The organism is Brevibacterium sp. CCUG 69071 (assembly GCF_021023135.1).
GTDB lineage: Bacteria > Actinomycetota > Actinomycetes > Actinomycetales > Brevibacteriaceae > Brevibacterium.
In genome coordinates, this window is record NZ_PGFV01000002.1 from 224,105 (window position 1) to 247,812 (window position 23,708).

Annotated in this window: 23 protein-coding genes; 14 read left to right on the top strand and 9 right to left on the bottom strand. The window is 67.8% G+C overall.

The window, feature by feature from the left end; all coding sequences use genetic code 11:
- The first annotated feature begins 39 nt into the window (after positions 1-39).
- Both shiA and CV023_RS06280 read left to right on the top strand, forming a co-directional pair.
- On the top strand, positions 40-1,404 hold the full coding sequence (gene shiA / locus CV023_RS06275; RefSeq protein ID WP_230744615.1) for a shikimate transporter: 1,365 nt from the start codon (positions 40-42) through the stop codon (positions 1,402-1,404).
- Positions 1,404-2,441, top strand: a complete 1,038-nt coding sequence (locus tag CV023_RS06280; protein WP_230744616.1) for a zinc-dependent alcohol dehydrogenase — start codon at positions 1,404-1,406, stop codon at positions 2,439-2,441. Before shiA ends, CV023_RS06280 begins: the two co-directional genes overlap by 1 nt.
- Before the next feature lie 214 nt (positions 2,442-2,655).
- Here the strand turns inward: CV023_RS06280 and CV023_RS06285 are convergent, their stop codons facing one another.
- Together CV023_RS06285 and CV023_RS06290 are read right to left on the bottom strand one after the other, a co-directional pair.
- A complete protein-coding gene (locus tag CV023_RS06285; RefSeq protein WP_230744617.1) occupies positions 2,656-4,113 on the bottom strand; it encodes an NAD-dependent succinate-semialdehyde dehydrogenase in 1,458 nt (485 codons plus the stop codon).
- Between the two features lie 77 nt (positions 4,114-4,190).
- The gene (locus CV023_RS06290) at positions 4,191-4,880 is read right to left on the bottom strand and encodes a MerR family transcriptional regulator (RefSeq protein ID WP_230744618.1); all 690 of its coding nucleotides are present in this window, start codon (positions 4,878-4,880) and stop codon (positions 4,191-4,193) included.
- Positions 4,881-4,976: 96 nt separating this feature from the next.
- Here CV023_RS06290 and CV023_RS06295 point away from each other — a divergent pair, with 96 nt between their 5' ends.
- On the top strand, positions 4,977-5,495 hold the full coding sequence (locus CV023_RS06295; protein ID WP_230744619.1) for a DUF2306 domain-containing protein: 519 nt from the start codon (positions 4,977-4,979) through the stop codon (positions 5,493-5,495).
- Between the two features lie 79 nt (positions 5,496-5,574).
- Here the strand turns inward: CV023_RS06295 and CV023_RS06300 are convergent, their stop codons facing one another.
- A complete protein-coding gene (locus CV023_RS06300; protein WP_230744620.1) occupies positions 5,575-5,901 on the bottom strand; it encodes a GNAT family N-acetyltransferase in 327 nt (108 codons plus the stop codon).
- A 237-nt stretch (positions 5,902-6,138) separates the two neighbouring features.
- On the opposite strand from CV023_RS06300, the gene CV023_RS06305 reads away from it, so the two are divergent.
- Positions 6,139-6,726 carry a GNAT family N-acetyltransferase gene (locus CV023_RS06305; RefSeq protein ID WP_230744621.1) on the top strand — a complete coding sequence of 196 codons (588 nt, stop codon included), beginning with the start codon at positions 6,139-6,141 and terminating at the stop codon, positions 6,724-6,726.
- Between the two features lie 72 nt (positions 6,727-6,798).
- Here the strand turns inward: CV023_RS06305 and CV023_RS06310 are convergent, their stop codons facing one another.
- From CV023_RS06310 to CV023_RS06320, 3 genes are all read right to left on the bottom strand, one after another.
- A complete protein-coding gene (locus tag CV023_RS06310) occupies positions 6,799-8,202 on the bottom strand; it encodes an SLC13 family permease (RefSeq protein WP_230744622.1) in 1,404 nt (467 codons plus the stop codon).
- Positions 8,203-8,413: 211 nt separating this feature from the next.
- Complete coding sequence (locus tag CV023_RS06315) at positions 8,414-9,727, bottom strand: NAD(P)/FAD-dependent oxidoreductase (protein ID WP_230744623.1); 1,314 nt, start codon at positions 9,725-9,727, stop codon at positions 8,414-8,416.
- A gap of 30 nt (positions 9,728-9,757) precedes the next feature.
- The gene (locus CV023_RS06320) at positions 9,758-10,855 is read right to left on the bottom strand and encodes a YeiH family protein (protein WP_230744624.1); all 1,098 of its coding nucleotides are present in this window, start codon (positions 10,853-10,855) and stop codon (positions 9,758-9,760) included.
- A gap of 86 nt (positions 10,856-10,941) precedes the next feature.
- On the opposite strand from CV023_RS06320, the gene CV023_RS06325 reads away from it, so the two are divergent.
- From CV023_RS06325 to CV023_RS06350, 6 genes are all read left to right on the top strand, one after another.
- Positions 10,942-11,859: a LysR substrate-binding domain-containing protein gene (locus tag CV023_RS06325; RefSeq protein ID WP_230744625.1), complete on the top strand. Its 918-nt coding sequence runs from the start codon at positions 10,942-10,944 to the stop codon at positions 11,857-11,859.
- A 91-nt stretch (positions 11,860-11,950) separates the two neighbouring features.
- Positions 11,951-13,168, top strand: a complete 1,218-nt coding sequence (locus CV023_RS06330) for a trans-sulfuration enzyme family protein (protein ID WP_230744626.1) — start codon at positions 11,951-11,953, stop codon at positions 13,166-13,168.
- A gap of 50 nt (positions 13,169-13,218) precedes the next feature.
- A complete protein-coding gene (locus CV023_RS06335) occupies positions 13,219-13,806 on the top strand; it encodes a GNAT family N-acetyltransferase (RefSeq protein WP_230744627.1) in 588 nt (195 codons plus the stop codon).
- A gap of 137 nt (positions 13,807-13,943) precedes the next feature.
- Positions 13,944-14,699: an enoyl-CoA hydratase-related protein gene (locus CV023_RS06340; protein ID WP_230744628.1), complete on the top strand. Its 756-nt coding sequence runs from the start codon at positions 13,944-13,946 to the stop codon at positions 14,697-14,699.
- A 167-nt stretch (positions 14,700-14,866) separates the two neighbouring features.
- Positions 14,867-16,498 (top strand): long-chain-fatty-acid--CoA ligase, encoded by a 1,632-nt coding sequence (locus CV023_RS06345; RefSeq protein WP_230744629.1) that lies wholly within the window; start codon positions 14,867-14,869, stop codon positions 16,496-16,498.
- Between the two features lie 183 nt (positions 16,499-16,681).
- Positions 16,682-17,422: a YceI family protein gene (locus CV023_RS06350; RefSeq protein ID WP_230744630.1), complete on the top strand. Its 741-nt coding sequence runs from the start codon at positions 16,682-16,684 to the stop codon at positions 17,420-17,422.
- A gap of 89 nt (positions 17,423-17,511) precedes the next feature.
- Here the strand turns inward: CV023_RS06350 and CV023_RS06355 are convergent, their stop codons facing one another.
- On the bottom strand, positions 17,512-18,375 hold the full coding sequence (locus CV023_RS06355; RefSeq protein ID WP_230744631.1) for a hypothetical protein: 864 nt from the start codon (positions 18,373-18,375) through the stop codon (positions 17,512-17,514).
- A gap of 116 nt (positions 18,376-18,491) precedes the next feature.
- Between CV023_RS06355 and CV023_RS06360 the strand changes: the two genes are divergently transcribed.
- A complete protein-coding gene (locus tag CV023_RS06360) occupies positions 18,492-19,436 on the top strand; it encodes a 3-hydroxyacyl-CoA dehydrogenase NAD-binding domain-containing protein (protein WP_230744632.1) in 945 nt (314 codons plus the stop codon).
- A 78-nt stretch (positions 19,437-19,514) separates the two neighbouring features.
- Here CV023_RS06360 and CV023_RS06365 read toward each other — a convergent pair whose 3' ends face one another.
- Positions 19,515-19,868 carry a nuclear transport factor 2 family protein gene (locus CV023_RS06365; RefSeq protein ID WP_230744633.1) on the bottom strand — a complete coding sequence of 118 codons (354 nt, stop codon included), beginning with the start codon at positions 19,866-19,868 and terminating at the stop codon, positions 19,515-19,517.
- 31 nt (positions 19,869-19,899) lie between these two features.
- The gene (gene aztA / locus CV023_RS06370) at positions 19,900-20,577 is read right to left on the bottom strand and encodes a zinc ABC transporter ATP-binding protein AztA (protein WP_230744634.1); all 678 of its coding nucleotides are present in this window, start codon (positions 20,575-20,577) and stop codon (positions 19,900-19,902) included.
- 30 nt (positions 20,578-20,607) lie between these two features.
- On the opposite strand from aztA, the gene aztB reads away from it, so the two are divergent.
- Genes aztB through aztC form a run of 3 tightly spaced genes read left to right on the top strand, consistent with a single transcriptional unit; the run spans position 20,608 to position 23,676 of the window.
- Positions 20,608-21,438: a zinc ABC transporter permease AztB gene (aztB, locus tag CV023_RS06375; protein WP_230744635.1), complete on the top strand. Its 831-nt coding sequence runs from the start codon at positions 20,608-20,610 to the stop codon at positions 21,436-21,438.
- 28 nt (positions 21,439-21,466) lie between these two features.
- On the top strand, positions 21,467-22,729 hold the full coding sequence (locus tag CV023_RS06380; protein WP_230744636.1) for a hypothetical protein: 1,263 nt from the start codon (positions 21,467-21,469) through the stop codon (positions 22,727-22,729).
- Complete coding sequence (aztC, locus tag CV023_RS06385) at positions 22,726-23,676, top strand: zinc ABC transporter substrate-binding protein AztC (protein ID WP_230744637.1); 951 nt, start codon at positions 22,726-22,728, stop codon at positions 23,674-23,676. The genes CV023_RS06380 and aztC overlap by 4 nt, the downstream gene beginning before the upstream one ends.
- The last annotated feature ends 32 nt before the right edge of the window (positions 23,677-23,708 follow it).

Below are 23,708 nucleotides of genomic sequence, written 5' to 3' on the forward strand. Positions count from 1 at the left end.
GAAGCGGGATGCACACGGAACCATTCGAAGGAGAATGTCATGTCCACAGCGGAGAACCGGGTGCCCGGAGCCACCGCCGAACTGCGGCGGGCGCGTCGTGCGGCCGCCGGATCATTCATCGGGGCGGTGGTCGAATGGTATGACTTCCTCCTCTACGGAATCGTCGCAGCCCTCGTCTTCGGAGAACTCTTCTTCCCCGGCTACAGCGCCCACGCGGGCACCCTCGCCGCCTTCGCGACCTTCGGCGTCGGCTTCATCTTCCGGCCACTGGGCGGAATCATCTTCGGCCACTTCGGCGACCGGCTGGGCCGCAAGTCCATGCTCATCTGGACGATGACGATCATGGGTGTGGCCACCGCCCTGATCGGATTCCTCCCGACTTACCAGTCCGTGGGCTGGCTGGCCCCGGCGCTGCTCGTGCTCCTGCGCTGCGTCCAGGGGATCGCCGTCGGCGGCGAATGGGGAGGCGCGGCCCTCATGGCCGTCGAGAGCGCCCCGCCGAAGCTGCGCGCCTTCTTCTCCTCCGGTGTCCAGATCGGGTACTCCTTCGGCCTGCTCCTGGCCACCGGTCTTGTCGCGATGCTCAGCAGCAACTTCTCCGAGGAGGCCTTCCTCACCTGGGGCTGGCGGATCCCCTTCATCGCCAGCGCTCTCCTCGTCCTCATCGGCCTGTGGATCCGGTCCGGCGTCGAAGAGTCCGAGGAATACCTCGAACGGGTGAAGAACGCGAAGGAGGACAAGACGGCGAAGCTGCCGATCCTCGAGGCGTTCAAACGCTTCCCCGCGCAGATCTTCCAGATCGTCGGCCTGCGGTTCATCGAGCTGCTGACCATGTACATCGTCACGACCTTCGCGCTGTCCTACTCCACCGATGAGCTCGGCCTCGACAGGCAGGTGATGCTCAACATCACCCTGCTGGTCGGCGGACTCGGCATCGCCACGATCCCCGCCTTTGCCTACCTCTCCGACCGTTTCGGACGCCTGCGGGTCTACCTCACCGGCGGGATCATCGGACTCCTCAGCGCCGTCCCCTTCTTCCTCGCGCTCGAATCCGGCAACCTCGTTGCGATCATCATCTTCGCCGTGCTGCTGATCAATATCGCCCACGATGCCGTCGTCAGCGTCCAGCAGCCTCTGTTCGCCGAGATGTTCAGTCCCGAATTCCGCTACAGCGGAGCCGGGGTCGGCTATCAGCTGGCCAGTGCGATCGCCGGCGGGTTCACTCCGTTCATCGCCACCTTCCTCGTCGGAGTCGGCGACGGCTCCTGGTACCTCGTCGCCGCCTATCTGGCCGGCGGCTGCCTCATCTCGATCGCCATCGCGCTCTACCTCATCCGTCAGTGGCAGGTGGCCCGGAGTTCCGAGCCGGCAGTCGTCTCGACCGCCGCGGCAGCGCAATCCTGATGCGCTCGGCCGAGATCACCGCACCCGGCCGGGTGGAGATCGTCGGCCGGCCGCGTCCGCAGGGCCGCCTCGGCGCCGGGGAGGTCCGCGTGCGCATGCTCGCGGTCGGGATCTGCGGAACGGATCTCGCCCTGCTCTCGGGGAGGCGGACGCCGCCTGAGCATCCGTGGCGGCTCGGTCACGAGGGGATCGGTGAGATCGCCGAGGTGGGGCCCGGGACCGTCGGTCTCACCGTCGGCGACCGGGTGGCGCTCGAACCCAACATCACATGCGGGGACTGTGAGCACTGCCGGCGGGGAACCACCTCGGCGTGCCTCGTCCGGCGCAGCGCCGGTGTGCTCACCCAACCCGGATTCCTCGCCGAGGTGATCGACCATCCCAGCGAATTCTGCCACCGGATCGACCCCGCAGTGCCGCTGGAACGCGCGGTGTGCGCGGAGCCGCTCGCCGTGGCCGCCGCAGCGATCCGCCGGTCGCAGGTGCGCGTCGGTGCGGAAGTCCTCGTCATCGGGGCCGGCGCCCAGGGGCTGCTGTCGATCAGCATCCTCATCGCCCAGGGCCATCGCCCCTTCGTCAGCGAACCCGACCGGCGGCGGCGTGAGCTGGCCGTCGACCTCGGCGCCCGGGTCTTCGAACCCGGTCTCAGCCCGGCGCCCGAATTCGTCATCGATGCCGCAGGTGTGCCCGAGGCGCTGGGCTCGGTCGTTCACCATCTGGCGCCGTTCGCCTCGGTGACGCTCGTGGGGGAGGACCACCACCACCTCGGCGCCTCGAGCTTCGACATCGTGCAGAAGCAGCTGCGCATCGCGGGCTCCTTCATCTACGAACACCCGCAGGACATGGCCGCGGCAGTGAACCTGCTCGCCGAGGTGCGAGCGGAGCGGATCCTCGCCCCGGCGACCGCGCTTGAGGACCTGCCGGGGTTGCTGGGTGGACAGGATGCAGCGCGGGACGGGAGCGCACCCGCAGCTCCGGCCGGCCCGGCTGGTCGCGCCGGTCCGGCCGGAATCAAACAGTGGGTCGACCTGAGGCGCTGAGCTCACGCCTTCCAGCGTGCGAGGCTGAGCCCACACCCTTCCAGCGTGCCAGAAGGCCGTGTGCCATGAACTTGTCCATGACACACGGCCTTCTGATGTACAGTAGCCGGCCGCTGTGCTGTGGCAGCGACAGTGGCGGCCGCGCCGCGGGCGGGCTGAGGGGAATCTCCGGGAGGATCAGCCCCAGCCCAGCCCCAGCCGGCCCGCAGTCGGCTCAGGCGCGGGGCGTGGCCACGTACTTGGTTTCGAGGAACTCGTCGATGCCGACTCGTCCGCCCTCGCGGCCGAGGCCCGACATCTTCACGCCGCCGAACGGAGCCGCCGGGTTCGACACCAGACCGGTGTTGAGCCCGACCATGCCCGCCTCGAGACGCTCGGCGAGTCCGAGGGCACGTTCGAGGTTCTCGCTGAAGAGGTAGCTGGCGAGACCGAACTCGGTCTCATTGGCGAGTTCGATCGCCTCGTCGTCGGTCTCGAAGGTGACGATCGGGGCCACCGGTCCGAAGATCTCGGTCGTGCGGATCTCCGAATCGGCCGGCACGTCGGTGATCACGGTCGGATCGAAGAAGAAGCCCTTGCCCTCGATCCGCTTGCCGCCGGTGACGACCTTCGCGCCCTTGGACACGGCATCGTCGACGAGGGAGACGACCTTGTCGAGGGAATCCTGATCGACCAGAGGTCCGACCTCGGTGCCTTCCTCGAGGCCATTGCCGACCTTCATCGCTCCCATCCGCTCGGCGAGCTTCCGGGAGAACTCCTCGGCCACGGACGCATGGACGAAGAGGCGATTCGCGGCGGTGCAGGCCTCGCCGCCGTTGCGCATCTTCGCAAGCACCGCACCGGTGACGGCCTTGTCGAGATCGGCGTCCTCGCAGACGACGAACGGAGCATTGCCGCCGAGCTCCATCGAGGTCTTCATGACATTGTCGGCGGCCTGCTTGAGCAGGCTGATGCCCACCTCGGTGGAGCCGGTGAACGTGATCTTGCGGGCGATGCCCGACTCCATCCACGGGGTGACCACGCGGCGAGCGGACTCGGAGGTGACGATGTTGAGGACACCGGCGGGCAGGCCGGCCTCATTGAGCACATCGACGAGCATGAGCGAGGTCAGCGGTGTCAGCTTCGCCGGCTTGAACACCATGGTGCAGCCGGCGGCGATGGCCGGGCCGATCTTGCGGGTGCCCATGGCCAGCGGGAAGTTCCACGGGGTGACGAGGATGCAGGGGCCGACCGGTTCGCGCGAGACCATGAGGCGGTTCTTGCCGTCGGTGGACTGCATGAAGTCACCGCTGACACGCACCGCCTCCTCGGAGAACCAGCGGAAGAACTCGGCGCCGTAGGTGACTTCGCCCTTGGACTCGGCGAAGGGCTTGCCCATTTCGGCGGTCATGACCGCGGCGATGTCATCGGCGCGGTCGATGAGCAGCTCGAAGGCACGCCGCAGGATCTCGGCGCGTTCGCGCGGCGGGGTGGCGGCCCAATCGGCCTGGGCATCGCCCGCGGCTCTGATGGCGTCCTCGGCATCCGCGGCGGATCCGTCGGCGACGGTGGTGATGAGATCACCGGTGGCAGGGTTCAGGACATTGATGGTCTTGCCGCCCTCGGCTTCTCGCCACTGGCCACCGATGAACAGTCCGGTGTTGAGCTTGTCGATGATCGGGGTGATGTCCACGACGGATCCTCCTTGATCGAAGAATGGACTCGGCCGCTCCCGGAGGCTGTCGCCCGGGTATCGCAACCACGACCAGTCTAGTCTCCGGGGCCGATGCGTGCCGCCGCCGAGATCGACGCGTGCACGAGTGCGCTCGCCGAGAGCAGCAGCCGGTTGTGGAGGGTGACCCCGCGGATCACCTGCAGGCAGATCTCGTCCCGGCTGAGCTCGTCGCTGATCGGCGCGGTGTTCGTCCGGGCGATGGTCTCGAGGGCGTGCAGGTGGGTGAGCACGGTCTCGCGCCCGACTTCGTATCCGACCGCCGACAGCGCGGCCAGCGCTGCGGCGACCGACGCGCGTGCGGACGGGGAGATGTCCGGGAGCTCGAGTTCGGTGAGTGCGTCAAGGACGATCGCGTCGAAATCCCGCCGAGGTGGGTCCGCCTCGGCGCTGTCCGACTCGGTGGTCCCCACGTCGTTGGAGACGACCAGACTCCCTCCGATGCCCGCCGTCGACCGCAGCGCGAGCCGTTGGCACTCACCCATGAGTTCGATGGTCGGCAGTGACTGGTCGTCGATGAAGGAGCACAGCCGCGCGATCGCCTCGATCGGGGTGTCGAGCTCCCTGCGCAGCCAGCCGATGAGGGCCAGGCGATGGAGATGGGGCTCGCCGTAGATCGCCGTCGTCGCGTTCCGCTTCTGCCCGGGCGGCAGGATCCCGACGTGGATGTAGTACTTGATGCTCGCCGTGGACACGGCGGACGTGCCGGCCAGATCGCGAAGTCTCATCGTCATCCTCCCGCACGCGGACCCGGGCATCGGATAGTGCCGGCGCCTCCGGCTATCTACGTTGCACGGTTTGGGTAGCGGTCCTATCTTAGCCCCATGACAACGACGTTCATCGTGATCCACGCGCTCTCGGCATCCGGGGTCATCCTGCTGGCACCGCTGCAGATCCTGCGGCGGACCAAGGACCGGCGCCACCGCTTCATCGGGCGCTCGTGGGTCGTGCTGATGTACGCGGTGTGCGTGAGCGGAATGTTCATCTATACCCTCACCGGCTCATTCACGGTCTTCCACGCCCTGGCCATCTTCACCTTCTGCACGACGACTCTGGGAGTGATCAACATCCGCCGAGGACGGATCCGCAGCCATGTCTTCAACATGGTCGGATCCTGGCTGGGGGCGATCACGGCCGGAGCCTTCGCCGCCTTCGTCCCCGGTCGGGTGATCCCCGAGGTGGCGGTCGAGGATCCGATGCTGCTGTGGACCATCATCGCCGTCGTCGTTGAGCTGACGACGTTGTGGGCCGTGTACGTGCTGCGCTTCGTCCGCACCGACGAACAGAGGTTCGCCGGAAGTCCGGCCGTAGCCGAAGCCGAACCCGAACCCGAAGCCGTCTGAGTCCTGAGCTCCGAGACCTGAGCTCCAAGCCCTGAGCCCCAAGCCCCGAGTCCTGAGCCCCGAGTCCTGAGCCCGAGCCTTAGGCCACGTACTTCTCGAACTCCGTGTTCTTCTGCAGGAACCCCTTGACGTAGGAGCAGGTGGTCCGGAACGTCAGCCCCGCCTCGGCGGAGGTCTCGAGTGCGAAGCGGACCAGCTCGGCGGCGATGCCGCGTCCGCCGTAGCTCGGGGACACCTCGGTGTGGGTGAAGGTGCGCACCGCCGACTCGGCGGTGTCATCGGGGCTGGCCGCGCGGTCGATGTAGTCGACGAGACCGATGACCTTGCCCTCGTGGGACACGGTGAATCGCGAACGCTCGGCCTCCTCGGCGAGGGTGTACATCTCTCCGGAGATCTCAAGTTCCATGGTCGCTCCTCACGGTTGCCCGCCGATGCCGGCCGAAGTGTCGGCCGACGATATCGGACGGCGGATGCTGCAGTCCTGACAGGTGACACTGTAGTTGCGGGCGCGATCGAGCCGCTAACCTGGTGGGAAACGCTCTGTGGCGGGCCACCGCTGCGGGGCGTCCCCTCGCCCCTACACACCTAACCACTTAGCGCCCTAGCCCCTAATCCCTCACCACACCCTCAAGGAGTCGGTTCCATGTCCTCTCAAGCCCCGGTCACCATGGTCGATGCGCACGAGCTGATCCTCCACGAATCGGGGTTCGAGGTCGCCGAACTCACCGAGGCCGATATCGACGACTACGTCGCTCTGGTGGCGTCGGCCTACCGTGGTGAGCATTCGAAGAACGGCTGGACGACCGAGGCGGACCTGCTCAGCGGGCAGCGCCTCGATGCGGAGATGGCGCGGGAGATGCTCGCCGAGACCGACTCGATCATCCTCCTCGTCCGCTCCGACGCGGGGCACGCCGTGGCCAGTGTGTACCTGCGCGAACCCGTCGACGGAGTCGCCTACCTCGGAGTGCTCGCGGTGTCCCCGCTGGGTCAGGGTCAGGGTGTGGGATCGGCGCTGATGAACCTCGCCGAGGCGTGGGTGGCCGAACGCTGGAATGCGCACTCGCTGCGGATGAGCGTGATCAACAAGCGCACCGAACTCATCGCCTACTACGAACGCCGCGGCTACGAACGCACCGACGAGGTCGAGCCCTTCCCCTACGGGGACGAGCGCTTCGGGGTGCCCTTGGTCGACGACCTCGAGTTCATCGTGCAGGTGAAGACCCTGGGGTGACCCGCCCCTCGCCGAAGGAACGGCTGCCACACGTTCCGGAACGGCGGCCAGACCCGCCGGAGGAACGGCTGCTCAGAAGAACATTGCGGGGACGACCAGTCCGCCGACGAGCACGATCGGGCCGATGACGACCATCGACATGCCGAACTTCACGAGCAGGCGGGTCAGCCGCTGCTTGTGCTCGGTCGGCGCGGTGGCCACGACCGTGGCACCCAGCGTCGAGAACGGGGAGACGTCGACGACCGCCGAGCACACGCCCAATGCCGCGATGAGCGCCCAGCCGGGGACTCCGCCAGCGGCGATGAGCGGCAGTGCGAGCGGGACGAGCGCGGCGAGGATGCCCGTCGTCGAGGCGAAGGCCGAGACCAGACCGCCGACGATGCAGAGGACGAAGGCGGCGATGAGCGGGGAGCCGATCGATTCGGCGCCCTGACCGAGCAGGTCGACGGCGCCCATGTTCTGCAGCACTCCGACGAAGGTGATGATCCCGCCGACCAGCAGCACGGTCGACCAGTCGATCTTCGGCAGCGCGGCCTTGCCGGTCTTGGGATCGACGAGTGCGAGGATCGCACCGAAGAGGAAGCAGAGCAGTCCGATGTCGGGGTCGTTGCCGAGAGCGGCGAGGACGACGACGGTGGCGATGAGGCCGACCATGAGGATGACGGTGAGGATCTGCACGAACGAGAACGGACGCGATTCCTCTGCGGCTTCCGAGTGGGAGGAGTCGAAGAGAGCTTCGTCCTCCTCGTCTTCGCCGAAGGCCACGGTCGTCGCCGAGGCGGAGCCGCGGGAGATCCGCTCACCGGCCGCGGACTGAGCCGACTCGGTTCCCGCGGCACCCGTGCCGAGTCCACCCGCGGCGCTCGCCGCGGACTTGCGGCCGAAGAGGTTGCGCCCGTACATGAAGTAGGCGAAGACGAGCATGAGCAGGTAGGTCACGACGGCGATGGCGAAGAGCAGGAACGGCGAGAGCTCGATTCCGGCGTTGTGGGCGGTGCTGTAGGTGACGATGCCGTAGAGGCTGGTCGGCGCGAAGCCGCCCGCGCCGATCGCGAAGCAGATCGCCAGTCCCATGAGCGCATAGTCGACCCCGTACTTGCGGGCCACCTGCATGCCCACGGGCATCATCACGAGTCCGGCCAGCGGAGCGCCCATGGCGGCGATGCAGCCGGTGATGACGAAGAACACGGCAGGCAGAAGCACGGCCGAGGAGCCGACCTTCTCAAGAGCCCAGTCGATGATCCGGTCGACGGTGCCGTTCTCCTGGGCGATGGCGAAGAAGTAGGTCACTCCGGCCAGCAGGATCATGATGTCGAGGGGGAACTCGGCGATGATGTCATCGACGACCATGTCGGTGAGCAGCAGTCCGGTTCCGGCGGCGCCGACGAGCATGAGCACGCCGATCTGCACCCCGCGGATCGCGCCGATGGCGAAGAGTGCGACGAAGATGAGCAGGGCGATTATCTGTAAGAGCATGACTCCCCGATGAGGCTGAAGTGAAGCTGGGCGAATCCGGTTGATTCGCTGTGTGACACTACCAGCTGCCCCCGCTCGGTCACATGCGGACGCGTCCGAGCGCTCGGAATTTCCCGTTAAACGGCACTGCGCTGGCCTCCGCCGAAGTGGGTTGTCGGCCCCGTGTGTCGCAGCGGGGAGTCGGCCCCGCCCCGCCGAGGTGGTCGGGCGCTCAGCCCATCACGTTCCCGCTCGTTCCGGCCGGGCTCCGCAGGCGCGAGAAGGTGCCGAGGTCGAGTTCGCCTCCCGTGCGGCGCAGCGGAACACGCACCGGGGCCGCATCGTGATCATGGCCGTGCTCGACGGTCTCGATGAGCTCGGCCATGAGCTCACCGACCATCGGCGCGTTCTTGAACTGATTGCCGCTCGTGCCCACGGCCTGGTAGAAGCCCGCGGCATTCGAACGGTCGTAGATCGGCGTCCAGTCCGCAGCGACATCGTAGACACCGACGACCCCGCGGGGTCGGTTCGGGATGGCGATGTCGCCGAAGCGCTTCGCGGCTCGCATCGCCTGAGTCTCGAACCTCTCGGCCCCCACGGAGTCGCCCGCCGCATCGGGATCCTCGATCCATTCCAACTCATCGCATTCCGGCTCGGTGCCGCCGATGAGCAGCTGTCCGCCCACCTCGGCGCGCAGATAGGTGCCGATGCCCGCGTCGAGCAGGGCCGGGATCGGACTGCCGTCGCCGCGGACGACCGTCGACTCCGCCGGCAGGGTGTGGACCTCTTGGCGCAGAGGCCGCAGCGAGACTCCGTGGTCGGCCCCGACCCCGGCGAGTTCGTTCAGCCGCGAGGACCAGGGGCCGGCGGCATTGACGACCACCTCGGATTCGAGGACGCGGCCGTCGGCGAGCTCGAGAGTCCACAATGCGCCCGAGCCGGCCCATGCGCTCTGGCTCAGGCCCACCACCTCGGCGCCGTAGAGGAATTCGGCCCCGTGGCGCTTCGCTGCGCGCACGAAGTTCTCGGTGGCGAGCACCGGATCGGGAATGTACCCGCCGTCGGGAGTGAACAGCGCGCTCGCGGGCTCGGCGGTCTCGGCCAGGAACGCGGGATCATCGGGTCGCGCGGGCGGATAGTGGTTCGCGGAATCGATTCCGGGCAGCTCCCGTTCGAGATCGGCCGTTGTCCATTCCGTGAAGGGGATGCCGAGCTCGGCGAAATCGGTGCGCAGGGACTCGGGGAGCAGGCCCGGGATGTCGATGGCGGCCATCCCGGTGTGGACGAACTCGGCGACGGGTTCGGTGTCGGGGGCGCCGAGGTGCTCGCGCAGGTTCTCCCACAGGTGCTTCGACTCCCAGGCGAGGGCGATCGAATCGCGCAGGGAATAGGTGAAGCGGATGATGGCGCTGGTCGCGGCCGTCGACCCCTGCGCAGGCCCGGACTTCTTGTCCACGACGATGACCGTGTGGCCGCGTGAGGCCAACGAGTAGGCGATCGAGGCGCCCATCACGCCGCTGCCGATGACGATTGCTGACTGACCCATGGCCGCATCTTCCCATGCGCCGGGCGACCTTCAGGTCAGCAGCAGCGCCCCGCCCAGACCGAGGGCGGCGACGATCAGCGTGACGACGGCAGCCAGGCCGAGGGGACCGGCGCCGAGGCTCTTGAGCGCTCGCCACTGCACGCCGCGGCCGAGGGCGAACATCGCCATCGCCAGGCATGCGGTCTGCACCCAGCCGAGTCCCATGACGGCGGGCTCGGGCAGCAAGCCGAAGGTCCGCAGCGCGGCCATGACGAGGAAGCCGAGGACGAAGAGGGGAACGAGCGGCGGACGCTTCCCCGGCGCCGAGGCGGGAGCTGGGTTCCCGGGTCCCACCTCGCCGCGGGCCGTCGAATCGGTTCCGGCCCCCGCCTCGGCGCCGGGCTTCGCATCTGGCCGGACCCCCGCCTCGGCGCGGGTCTTCGCTTCGGTCCGGCGCATCGCCATGCTCAGCACCGCGACGGTCGGGGCGAGCATGATCACCCGGGAGAGCTTGACGAGCACGGCGACCTGCAGCGCGGCAGGGCCGATGATCCCCCCGATCGCGACGACCTGCGCGACCTCGTGGGTCGCAGCACCTCCCCACATACCGGCGGTCTCCGGGGCCAGACCGAAGGCGGTGCTCAGCGTCGGCACGATCGCGATCATCAGCGTGCCGAAAAGGACGACGAGACCGATGGCCGCCGCCACGTCCTCCTTCTTCGCCCGCAGGGTCGACTCGACCCCGGCGACGGCGGCGGCCCCGCAGATGCCGAACCCGCATCCGATGAGCAGCGCGAGGTCCCGGTCGACCCCGAAAGGACGCGCGAGCCAAAGTGCCGCGACGATGCCCACGGCGACGACGAGAGCGGCGAGAACGAGGACGAGCCACCCGAGGTCGAGGATGTCGCCGAGGACCACCTGCGCTCCGAGCGCGATGATGCCCAGGCGCAGCAGGGGCTTGGCGGCGAAGTCGAGGCCCGGGCGCACGGTCTCCGGCAGCTGGGGCAGGGCATTGCCGACGATGATGCCCAGGACGATCGCGATGAGCAGAGGGGAGAGGACCGGGGAGGCCAGCGACAGAGGCCAGGCGATCGCGGCGGCCAGGGCGGCGATGCCGAGGCCGGGGAGCAGGCGGAGAACGCGATTCATATGGCCAGTCTGCCAAGGCCCGAACCGGCCCGGTAGACGGCAATTCTCGCGCGATCCATATGGATCTGATATGGCAGGATGGGGTGATGCAGGATCTCAGGAATATGCAGAGCTGGCCGGAGCTCTCGGCGCTGGGGCTCCTCGTCTCGCTCAATGCGGGTGCCCGCTCGATCGGGCAGGCCGCCGCCCAGCTCGGGCTCGCTCAGCCGAACGCCTCCCGCAGCCTGCGCGGTCTCGAGCGCGATCTCAAGGTGCCGCTGCTGCGTCGCTCGCCGCGGGGAACGGAACTGACCGTCGAAGGCCGGGCCGTCGCTGAATGGGCCGCGAACGTCATCGACGCCTATGCCGACCTCAACGCCGGTACGCGGGCGATCCAGGAGGCGCGGGCCGGAACCGTGCGCGTGAGCGCCTCCCTGACCGTCGCCGAGTACCTGCTCCCGCGAGCCCTGACGTCCTTCCGATCCACCCACCCCGACATCGACGTCGGCCTCGCGGTGGAGAACTCGGCGGCCGTCATCGCGGCCGTGCGTGAGCAGCGCTGCGAGCTCGGCCTCATCGAGTCGATCTCCCTGCCGGAGCAGATGCCCGCCGAGGTGGTCGGGCGGGACCGTCTGACGATCGCCGCAGCCCCGAGCTTCTCCGGAGCCTGGACCTCGCCGATCACCGCCGAGGCGCTGGCGCAGGTTCCTCTGCTGGTCAGAGAGGTGGGTTCGGGGACCCGGGAGGTCATCGATGTGGCGCTGGGAGAATTCGGCGGTGCCCGTGTGGAAGGGGAGTACGGTTCGAATTCGGCGCTGAAGATCGCGGCCGCCGCCGAGGTGGCCCCGATCGTGCTCTCGGAACTGGCTCTGCGCGACGAGTTCCGTGCCAGACGGCTGATTCCCCTGCCGGTGGCGCCCGAGGTCGACCTCGAGCGGGAGCTGCACGCGGTGTGGTCGCCGGGGCGCAGGCTCTCACCGGGTGCGAGGTCCCTGCTCGACCACCTCGTCGGAGCCTGGACGTAGCGACCGGGCCTGGTGACGAAGCCTGGCCCGGGCCGGCGTTCGATCCTGAGACCGGGGTGCGAGGTGCGGGCCCGCGTCATATATTGAGGCCATGACTTCGCGCGAAACCTCCTCCTCGGCCGATCGAACCTATGCCCCCGAGACGGTGCTCGTCGATGCGGCCCGCCCGGAACGGACCGAGGGTGCCTCGGTGAATCCGCCCATCGAGCTGTCCTCGACCTTCGTCGGCACCGGTGACGTCGGGGCCGCCTCCTTCGCTTACGGGCGCTTCGACACTCCCGCCTGGTCGCCCTTCGAGGAGGCCCTGGCCGAGCTCGAGCACGCGCGGCTGCCCGGTCTGGTCTACGGTTCGGGTCTGGCCGCGATCGCTTCGACGCTCAGCCTGATCCCGCGCGGCGGCACCCTGATCATGCCCCGCCACAGCTACCAGGGCTCGATGGAGTCCGCCGCCGAGATCGCCGAGCGGGCCGGCTTCGAGCTCGTCACCGTCGATATCGCCGACACCGAGGCGGTCATCACCACCCTCGATGCCGTCCGTGACTCGGGTGTCGGGTCCTCGCCCGCAGCCGCAACCTCGCCCGCAGCCGCCTCGGCGATGCTGTGGATCGAATCGCCGACGAACCCGATGCTCGAGGTCGCGGACATGCCGGCCCTCATCTCCGCGGCCCGGGAGCGCGGCATTCTCGTCGCCGTGGACAACACCTTCGCCACTCCGCTGCTGCAGACCCCGCTCGATCTCGGCGCCGACGTCGTCGTCCACTCGGTCACGAAGTATCTCGCCGGGCACTCCGATGTGGTCCTGGGTGCGGTCCTCACCAGCGACGGTGATCTGCGAGGGAAGCTGCACCACGACCGTTCCCTGCGCGGGGCCATCGCCGGACCCTTCGAAGTTTGGCTTGCCCTGCGCGGACTGCGGACGCTTTCGGTCCGGCTCGAGAGGGCCCAGGCCAATGCCGCCCAGATCGCCGAGCGCCTCAACGCGCATGCGGAAGTCGTCGAGACCCGCTACCCGGGGTTGCCGAGCGATCCTGGACATGCCCGGGCGGGGGCGCAGATGAATGGCTTCGGCGCGATCGTCGTGTTCACCCTCGATTCGGCGGCAAAGGCCACGGCCGTCGCCGAGGCGGTCCGTCTGTGGACTCCCGCCACCTCCCTGGGAGGGGTGGAGTCGCTCATCGAACGTCGCCGTCGGCACGCCTCGGAACCGGAAACGGTGCCGGAAGGCCTGCTGCGGCTGAGTGTCGGCATCGAACACATCGAGGATCTGTGGGCCGACCTCGACGCGGCGATCAGCACCGCCTGCCGGTGAGTCAGGAACGTCCGACGGGCTTGGGTGACGGGTCGCGGGCGGGAAACCGCGTGCCCGGTCTTGTGCTCGACCAGCCGCGGATCGGCGACCTCGACGATGTGTTCGAGATCTTCAGCGATCCGCGGGTCTGGACGCATTTCCCGAGCGGTCGGATGACCTCTCGGGAGGAAGCCGAGTCTTTCCTGCTCCAGCGCATCGCCGACTGGGAGGTCGACGGACTCGGCACCTGGATCGTGCGCGAGGAGAAAGGCGGGCCGATGCTCGGCAGCTGCGGCTGCTCGGTGCGGCGACAGGCCGCGGCCGATGACTCTGTGCAGACTGCCGCCGATGGGCACGTGCTCGTCGAAGCCTTCTGGAACCTCGGCGACCGCTTCCGTCCCGAGGTGCAGGGTCGCGGCTATGCGAGCCGGGTCGCTTCGCTCGCCATTGCCGAGGCGCAGGCACGCAAGCCCGAACTGCCGGTTGTCGCCTATCTGCTCGAGCACAATATCGCGTCGAAGGCGGTGGCAGAGAAGATCGGACTGGTGCTGCAGCACCGTGCCCCCGACGCCGGCAATGCCGACCCGCAGGCCATCCGCCTGGTCTATGCCGACCGCGAGCTCGACGACGCGCGGCAGCTCGATGCCACGTTGCGCTGAGTCACCGGGTGATGCGCGGAACCATCGTGTGAGAGCTGCTCCGGGTCGGGCGCTGCCGCGTGTGACGCAGATCAACTTATCGTGCGTTAAGGTGGGGAGGAAAGTTCCGCTCACCCGCGTCAAGCAGAGGAGTCTCAGTGACCTCAAGCATCCTCACCGAGTCACACGACGGGATCATCACCGTCACGATCAACCGCCCCGAGAGCCTCAATGCGCTGACCGCCGAATCGATCGCCGGACTCCGCGATGCCCTCGCGGCGGCCGGATCGGCCAGGGCGCTGATCCTCACCGGCAATGACCGGTCATTCAGCTCGGGTGCCGATCTGCAGGGAAGCGTGCAGGACGGAGGCCTCGGCCTCGACGAAGCCAACCGGGTCATCCGCTCTCTCATCGATCTGCCGATTCCGACCATCGCCGCCGTCTCCGGTCCCGCGGCCGGCATCGGCTGCTCCCTGGCTCTGGCTTGCGACTACACCGTGATGAGCGAGGAGTCCTACCTCATGCTCGCCTTCACCAAGATCGGACTCATGCCCGACGGCGGAGCCACGGCTCTCGTTGCCGCCTCGGCGGGTCGTCACCGGGCGCTGAAGATGGCGCTGACCGCGCAGAAGGTGTGGGCGCGGGAAGCCCTCGACTGGGGGCTGGCCAGCGAGGTCACCCCGGCCGGCACGCAGCTGACCCGAGCCCGAGAACTCGCCGGAGCGTGGGCGCAGGGTGCGCCCCTTGCGTTCGCCGCCTCGAAGGAGGCCATCAACCAGGCCACCCTGACCGAACTCGACGGAGCCTTCGACCGGGAGCTCGACGGACAGACCCGCCTGCGCGCCTCGGCGGACTTCGCCGAAGGGGTCGCCGCCTTCATCGAGAAGCGCGGCCCGAAATTCACCGGTCGCTGAGCCGCGAAGTTTCTAATTGGTAACGGTGCCGCACGGAATGTGATCGTCGTCACCGATGCCGATAGTCTGGCACCACCAGCAATTCAGCCCCACAGCAATTCGACCCCACGGACAACTGCCCCCACGAACCGCCGGCGCACACCGGCACCATGACCCAAAGGAGTCTCATGCTCACAGGCATCCCGTCCACCCTCGGTGACAGCTACCAGCTCAACACCACGTCGATGATCCGTCACGCGGCCACGGTCTTCGGCGAATCGGAGGTCGTCTACCGTCGCTCCGACGGCTCGTGGGGTCGATCGAACTACGCGGATGAGTTCAAGCGCATGGCTCAGCTCGCCCACGGCCTCGACGAACTCGGAGTCGGCGCCGGCTCCATGGTCGGAGTCATCGACTGGAACTCCCGCCGCCATCTCGAGCTCTACTTCTCCGTCCCCGGCGTGGCCGCGACGATGCTCCAGCTCAACCTCCGTCTGGCACCCGAAGACCTCGCCTACGTGGTCAGCCACTCGAAGTCGGACTGGATCTTCGTCGACGAATCGCTGCTCCACGTCGCCGAGGCGCTCGCCCCGAAGCTCGACGTCAAGGGCTGGGTCGTCATGACCGACAAGCGCCCGGCAGAGATCGAGACCTCGCTGGAGAACGTGGTCTTCTACGAGGACCTCATCGCCGACAAGCCCGAGACCTACGACTGGCCGGTCGTCGATGAGAAGACCGCGGCCTACGCCGGTTACACCACCGGCACCACCGGCCGTCCCAAGGGCGTCTATTACTCGCACCGGTCGATCTATCTGCACACGATGGGCGGACTGGCCGCGCTCAATGCCACCTTCGACGACTGCGTCATGCCGATCACCCCGATGTTCCACGTCCTGTCCTGGGGCTTCCCTCAGAACGCTGTGGCCGCCGGTGCGAAGCTCGTGCTGCCCGGCAAGTTCGCCGCCGAGGAGTTCGGCGCCATCGGTCAGGCCTTCATCGAGGAGGGAGTCACCCTGGCCAACGGTGCGCCGGCGATCTTCACTCCGATGCTGCAGATGATGAAGAACATGCCGACCCCGCCCGACCTCAGCGGTGTGCGGCTGGTCTCCGGATCCTCCGAGCCGCCGCTGTCGATGATGCGCGGGTTCAAGGAGATCACCGGCGCCGAGGTGATCCACGGCTACGGTGCCACCGAGACCACCCCGCTGGCCACGACCAATTGGGCGCTCAAGCCCGGAATGGACCTGTCCGAGGACGAGAGGTGGGACCTCAAGCGCTATCAGGGGCTGCCGATCATCGGCGTCGAGGTCAAGGTCGTCGACCCTACGGGCGAGGAGATGCCGCGCGACGGGAAGTCTGTGGGTGAGATCGTCATGCGCGGTCCCTGGATCACCGAGTCTTACTACCAACAGCCCGACAATGCCGACCGTTTCCTCGACGGCTGGTGGCGCTCGGGCGACGTCGGTGTCATCGACAAGCACGGCTACCTCAAGATCACCGACCGACTCAAGGACGTCATCAAGTCCGGCGGTGAGTGGATCTCGTCGATCGACATGGAGAACGCGATGCTCGACAATCCCGACGTCAAGGAGGCCGCGGTCATCGGCGTCCCCGACGAGAAGTGGGATGAGCGTCCCGTCGCCTATGTCGTGGCCAACGACGGCGCCGAGGTGACCCGGCAGACGATCATCGACACGCTCGGTGAGCGTTTCGCCAAGTGGCAGATGCCCGACGAGGTCAATGTCGTCGCCGAGCTGCCGCGCACCTCGGTGGGCAAGCTCGACAAGAAGCTGCTGCGCAAGGAGTGGGAAGCGAAGTGAGCTGAGCGCGGTCTGACCTCCTCTCGGCGGTCGGACCGTGCCGTTCAGCGGCTCCCCGGACCGCGGTCGGCGATTCCACGGACCGGGCCGCTCAGCGGTCGGTCCCCGTCTTTCAGCGGTTTGCCGGGGAATCCGCAGTACCGAACCATTCGCTTTGGTAATTGAAACTTCTACGATGGTGAGATGACGAACTCGCCGAAAGCTCGCCGCCCATTCCTCGCCCGCCCTCTGACCTGGATACTCGCCGTCGTCATCGTCGTCGTGCTGGTGGTCGGCGTTCTCGTGGGCACGAGGATGTACGCCGCCTCGGAGAACTCTGCTGCCCCCGAAGCGTTCTCCGATCAGATCGAGAGCGCTGGTGCTGACGGGTCGGATGGAGCCGACGGATCTGACGGTGCCGGGGGAGCGGTCGCCGGCGAATGGACGATCGGCGAGGGTTCGGAAGCCGGCTACCGCGTCGACGAGGTCCTCAACGGTGACGACGTCACCGTCGTCGGGCGGACCGAGGGCGTCACGGGATCGGTGACCATCGACGGCACGGAGCTGAGCGCCGGTGCCGTCACGGTCGATCTGAGCACCGTGGCCACCGACAACGATCGGAGGGACGGCTACTTCTCGTCGCAGGCCATCGACACGAGTGAACACCCCGACGCGACCTTCACGCTCAAGGAGCCGGTCGATCTCTCCGCGCTCGCCGACTCCGGTACCGCCGAGGTGCAGCTGCCAGGAACCCTCGAGATCAACGGAAGCAGCAACGATGTCACCGCGAATGTGAAAGCGACGCGGACGGACGACCGGCTGGGAGTCACCGGATCGATCGATGTCACCTGGTCCGACTACGGCGTCGAGGCGCCCGACCTCGGTTTCGTCTCGGTCGAGGACGCCGGGCAGGTCGAATTCTCACTGGTACTCACCGCCGACTGAGCGCTGAAATATGGCACTGACCGCCAGCTGACGCCGACCGACGCCGACCGCCGCCTGACGGGCCCCGCAGGCCGGCTCCCTTCGCCGCCTCAGGGATGGTGGAGCAGGTAGGTCCCGCCCTTGAGGCAGGTGTCGACGACCCAGCCGTCGGCAACCAGCCCGCCCAATGCCGCGCGCAGGGCCAGACGCCACCGGGTGGCCAGACCGGCATCATGGCCGCGCAGCGTCTCGATGTCGGAGGGGAAGTCGAGGGAGACGAGCGTGGCTTCCTTCGGCACCTCGCTGACCAGGGGCTCCCCATCCTCATCGGCGCGCAGGCAGGCGAAGGCCGAACCCGGGTCGACGCTGGGCACCCGGGCCGGGCGGTCGAGCGGCCAGGACACCATCATCCGATCGCTGGCCTGACCGGAGTTGACGCCGTCGCGCATCTGTCCGTAGAAGTCCTCGAGGTATTCGACCATCCCGACACCGAGGCGCTGGAAGTTGAAATAGGCATTGCGCGCGACCAGCGGATCGAAAGTCCAGGTCATCTCCGTGATCCCGAGGTTGAGGCACCACAGCCTCTGATGCAGCTTCATCGCCGACCCGGCTCCGCGCCCGATGGCCTCGTGCCTGACCCCGGCGATGTGCGAATGCATGACCGTGCCCAGAGGCTGACCGAAGAAGCCGATCGTCACGCCGATCATCTCATCGGGTTCGCCGACCCGGTAGGCCGCCGAGACATAGTTGCCCGCATGGGTGAAGGCGACGATCAGCCCGGGTTCGAACACGGTCGAGCCGGTCTCATCCACACTCCACACCTCATCGAGGAGCAGCGAGGCCTCGGCAGCCTCGGCGGCGGTGCGGATCTCCCGGACCTCGATCCCTGCGGTCTCGGCCGCGGCCGCGTACTCGTCCTCGGCCAGGGCGATGATCTCTGAGTCGACTGTTCTCAAACCTTCTCGCGCGCTCATGTAGGACATTGTGCCACCGAAGCGCGGAACCGATGGTTGAGACCCGGCATCATTTTCCGCTGTGCCTGACCGAGCTGACCTGCACGGGGAGGCCGCGACAGGACTAACCTGGACGCATGAGCTCATCAGTCGCAGTCATCGGCGCCGGGACCATCGGCCGCTCCTTCGCCTTCCTCTTCGCCCGCTCCGGGCATTCGGTGCGCGTCTTCGATCCCCGGGATGACCTCGCCGAGGTGGTCACCGCCCTCCAAGCCGAGGTCAGCGCCGATGCCGCCGCCCAGGACATGGTCGCCGCGGAGATCGGATCGATCGAGATCGCCGAGACCGTTGAAGCGGCCGTCGCCGAGGCAGTCTTTGTGCAGGAATCCGGTCCCGAGGATCCCGAATCCAAACCCGCGCTGTTCGCCCGGATCGCCGCGGCCGCACCCGCCGAAGCGGTGCTCGCCACCTCCTCGTCGACGATTCCCGCCTCCCTCATCGCAGAACGGCTGCCCGCCGCGGCGGCCGCCCGGGTCCTCGTCGGTCATCCCTTCAACCCGCCGCACCTCATGCCGCTCGTCGAGGTCGTCCCTTCACCGACGACGAGCAGCGAGACCGTGGATAGGGCGCTCGAGTTCTACCGCTCCTGCGGCCGTGAACCCGTGGTGCTGCGCCGGGAGGTGCGCGGCTTCGTCGGCAATCGGCTGCAGAACGCACTGATGAAGGAAGCGATCTCCTTGGTCCAGAACGGAGTCGTCACCGCCGCGGATCTCGATGCGGTGATGAAGAATTCGCTGGGCCTGCGGTGGTCAGCCATCGGCCAGTTCGAAGGGATGCACCTCGGCGGGGGAGAGGCGGGGATCCGCGGATTCATGGACCATATCGGCCCCTCGTTCGCGGCGATCGAGGATCTGCCGGTCGACGTCGACCCATCAGCCATGGGCGAGGTCTTCGCCCAGGTTGAGCAGGCCTACGGTCCGCATCCGACCCCCGCGGCGGCCGCGGAGCGCGACCGGGTCCAGCGTGCCGTGCTCGAGGCGCGCAGACAGTCCGACGCACGCAGTCAGGGAAGTGCCGGCTAGTCAGGCGCGCGCCGGCTAGGGAGGCCAGGAACCACCGGTTAGGGAGGCCGGGGGTCACCGGCTAAGGAGGCCGTGCGCCTACACGGCCGCCTGGTAGAAGTACGTGGTGCGCTCGGCGATGAGCCCCTCGGTGTCGAAGAGGAAGAAGTCCGCGAAGCCCACCGAGGTCTCCGTTCCGTCCTTGAGTCGACCGGTGAACACGCCGCGGCTCGATGCCCGGTCGCCCTCGACGAGGACTTCGTTCAGCGCATGCGCACCGGTCTCGATGACGCGCTCGCCGTGGTAGAAGTCGGTGATCTGGAGGCCGACCATCGTCGGGTATCCCGGACGGTCGTAGCTGGCGTCGGCGGCGAACAGCGCCGAGGTGGCATCCGCATCCCCGGCATCGACGGTGGTGTAGTAGCGCTTCACGAGTTCAGTCACTGTGGCCATGGTCACACGGTAGCAGTGGTTCCTGCCCTCGTCATCGCGCGAGCACCTCGGTGATGGTGCCTTGGTGCAGGCGGATCACCTGATCCGCAACCGCGGCCTGGGCTTCGTCATGGGTGGCCAGCACGATCGTCGTCCCCGCCGAACGCGCACCGTCGATCGCCCGGCCGATGAGGCCCACGGCCTCGGCATCGACCCCGGCCAGGGGTTCGTCGAGGAGAAGCAGCGGTGCCCGCTGCGCCAGACCCTGGGCGACCAGGGTGCGCTGGCGCTGTCCGCCCGAGAGGTCGCCGAGGCGGCGCTCGGTGAGATCGGCGATGTGCAGCTGGGTGAGGCAGCCATCAACGATCTGTCGATCCGCAGCATCGAGTCGGCCGAAGAGGCCCGTCTTCGCCCAGCGCCCCATGGTGACGGTCTCTCCGACGGTGATCGGCAGCTGATCGGAAGCGCTGCTGTGCTGCGGGACGAACGCGACGTCCTCCGGCGCCCCGGTGATCGTGCCTGCGCTGAGGGTGTGCAGGCCGGCCAGGGCCATGAGCACCGTGGACTTGCCGGATCCGTTGTGACCGACGAGCGCGGTGACTTCTCCTGCCGGGATGATCAGGTCGATGCCCTTGACGGCGAGGTGTCTGCCGTAATGGCAGTCGAGGCCGATGACCGTGATCGATTCCGGCGGGCTGGGCGAAGGTGGGGGTGAGTGTCGATTGTCCATAAAGTAATGATAATGACTATCATCAACTAAATGGAATTCCTCATCGCCCCTTTCGAGGTCTCATTCGTCCTCCGTGCTCTCATTGCCGGAATGCTCGCGGCCGTCCTCTGCGGCTGCATCGGCACCTGGGTGGTGCTGCGCGGTCTCGCCTTCTTCGGGGATGCGATGTCCCATGGCATGCTGCCCGGGGTTGCGGTCGCCGCCCTGCTCGGCGGTCATCTGATGGTCGGCGCCGCACTCAGCGCCCTGCTCATGGCTGCCGGGATCACCTGGGTCGCCCGCGAGTCGAAGCTGTCCCAGGACGTGAGCATCGGTCTGCTCTTCGTCGGCATGCTCGCCTCGGGCGTCGTCATCGTCTCTCACTCGCAGTCCTTCGCCGTCGACCTCACCGGCTTCCTGTTCGGGGATATCCTCGGCGTCCGCTGGGTCGACCTGGTGATCCTCGCGGCGGCGACCGGCCTCGGCGTGCTCGCCTGCGTCCTGCTGCGTCGGCCCTTCCTGGCGCTCGCCTTCGATGAGCGCAAGGCCGCCACTCTGGGGATGCGGCCCGGCTGGGCGCATATCGCGATGCTCGTCCTCACGGCGCTGGCCGTGGTCGCCTCGTTCCAGGTCGTCGGCACCCTGCTCGTGTTCGGGTTGCTCATCGGCCCGCCTGCCACGGCCTTCCTGCTGTTCGCCCGCGTCGGGACGATGATGATCGCCGCCGCCGTCCTCGGCGGGTTCGCGACTTATGCGGGCCTGCTGGTCAGCTGGTATGCGGAGACTTCGGCCGGGGCGACGATCGCGCTCATTGCGGTCGCCGTCTTCTTTCTTGCCCTGGTCGCCAAGCGACTCGGCAATGCGCTAGTATCGTCGAGGTAATGAGAATGAATATCACTAGGAAGTCTTCATGAAGAACTCCACAAACCACAACGCCGTGAGAACCAGAACTGTCGCCGCCGTCGCAGCGCTCGGTGCCGCCGCCCTGCTTGCCGGCTGCCAGTCCGCGAGCTCAGAGTCTGCAAGCCCAGAGGCCGCAGAGGCCACGTCCTCGGCCCCGCACGGCTATGTCGAAGGAGCCGAGGAGGCCAGCGAACCGCAGCTGCGCCTGTCCGTCTCCGACTCGGAGACCGGCGCGGTGACGATCCTCGACCTGCTCAGCGAGGAGACCGTGCTCGAAGTCCCGGCCTCTGCCGAGACCACTCTGGCCGGAGCCGATGCCCGCTACCTCTACCTCGGCGACGCCGAAGCCGGCACCGTGACCCCCGTGGACACGGGAGTCTGGACCGTCGACCACGGCGACCACAAGCACTTCTATCGGGCAGCACCCACGACACTCGAGACCATCAGCGGCACCGACCCCGGCCACATCGTCTCCGCAGGCACCGAGCTCGCCGTCTTCTTCGACGGGGACGGCCGGGCGAAGCTCATCGACCGCAGCGGACTCGGCGATGGCACGGTCAATCAGCTCGGCACCATACGGCCCGGGGCCCACCATGGTGTGGCCGTGCCGTTCGAGGACCACCTGATCTCGACGCTGCCCGGCGAATCGGCCGAGGACCTGCCCTCGACGCTCGCCGCCTTTGACGAGCACGGCACGTCCGCCCCCATCGACGAGACCTGCGAGGAGATCCACGGCACCGGGGTGACCCGCGAAGGCCCGGCCTTCGCCTGCACCGAGGGCCTGATCACGGTCGATGAGGACTTCGACGCCGAACTCGTGGACTACCCGAAAGAGGCCGCGGACTCCCGCGCCTGGTCGCTCGAGGCCGGCCGCGATCTCCTCGCCGCCCCCTTCGACGAGCAGGGCATCGGCCTCTTCGATGCGAAGTCCGGAAAGTGGGACCACATCGACACCGCCGCCGAGGTGATCGCCGCCGCGGTCGCCGGAGACGACTCCGCAGTGGTCGCCCTCGACGCCGAAGGCACCGCCTATGCGATCGACCCGGACACCGGTGAGGTCGAGACGAAGGACAACCTCGTCGAGGTTCCGAACACCGAGAACCAAGGCCACGGAACCGGTCCCGATGTCGTCGTCGACCGGGAGCGCACCTACGTCAGCGACCCGAACACCGGCACGGTCCTCGAACTCGATCAGGCCGATGGACTGCGGCAGGCGCGCAGCTTCGACGTCGGCGGAACCCCGGCCGCGCTTGCGGTCACCGGCCGATGACCGTCGGCACCGGGCGACACCGGCGGAAGCGGTCCGCGCCCATCATCGCCGCCGTGCTCACCCTCGGAACGGCAGCGACGGTCACCGCCTGCTCGCCGGGGGAGGAGACTGCGCGCATCGTCGTGACGACGAACATCCTCGGCGATGTGGTGCGAAATGTCGTCGGCGAATCCGCCGAGGTGACGGTGCTGATGAAGCCCAACGCGGACCCGCACTCCTTCGGGATCTCCGCGCAGGAAGCTGGGGCGATGGAGTCCGCGGATCTCATCGTCGCCAACGGACTCGGGCTCGAGGAGGGGCTGCGCGCGAACCTCGACAACGCCCGCAGCGAAGGGGTCGCCGTCCTCGAGGTCGGTGAGCACATCGACCCGCTCGAGTACACGGGCGGGGAGAGCTCGGGTCAGGCCGATCCGCACTTCTGGACGGATCCGGCGCGGATGGTCGCGGCCGTCGACGTCATCGAGGACACCCTCGCCGATCAGGTCGAGACCGGGGTCGCCGAGGCGGTCGCAGGCTCGGCCGAGACCTACCGTGACCGGCTCGAGGACCTCGATTCCGAGATCGCGGACATCGCGGAGGCGATCCCGGCCGAGAGGCGGAAGCTCGTGACCAACCATCACGTGTTCGGCTACTTCGCCGAGCGCTTCGACTTCGAGGTCATCGGAGCGGTGCTCCCGAGCGGGACCACGCTCGCCTCGCCCTCGGCCGCCGACCTCGAGGAGCTCGCCCGCACGGTCGAGGAGGCCGGTGTGCCGACGATCTTCGCCGACTCTTCCCAACCGCAGAAACTCGCCGAGGCGCTCTCCGGTGAGGTCGACACCGAGGTCGAGGTGGTGCCCCTGTTCTCGGAATCGCTGACCGAGGCCGAGGGAGATGCCGCCACCTACATCGACATGCAGAGATCCAACGCCGAGGCCATCGCCGCGGGACTGAACCCGGCGAACTGACGCCACGACAACCACCACACGAGAACCACCAC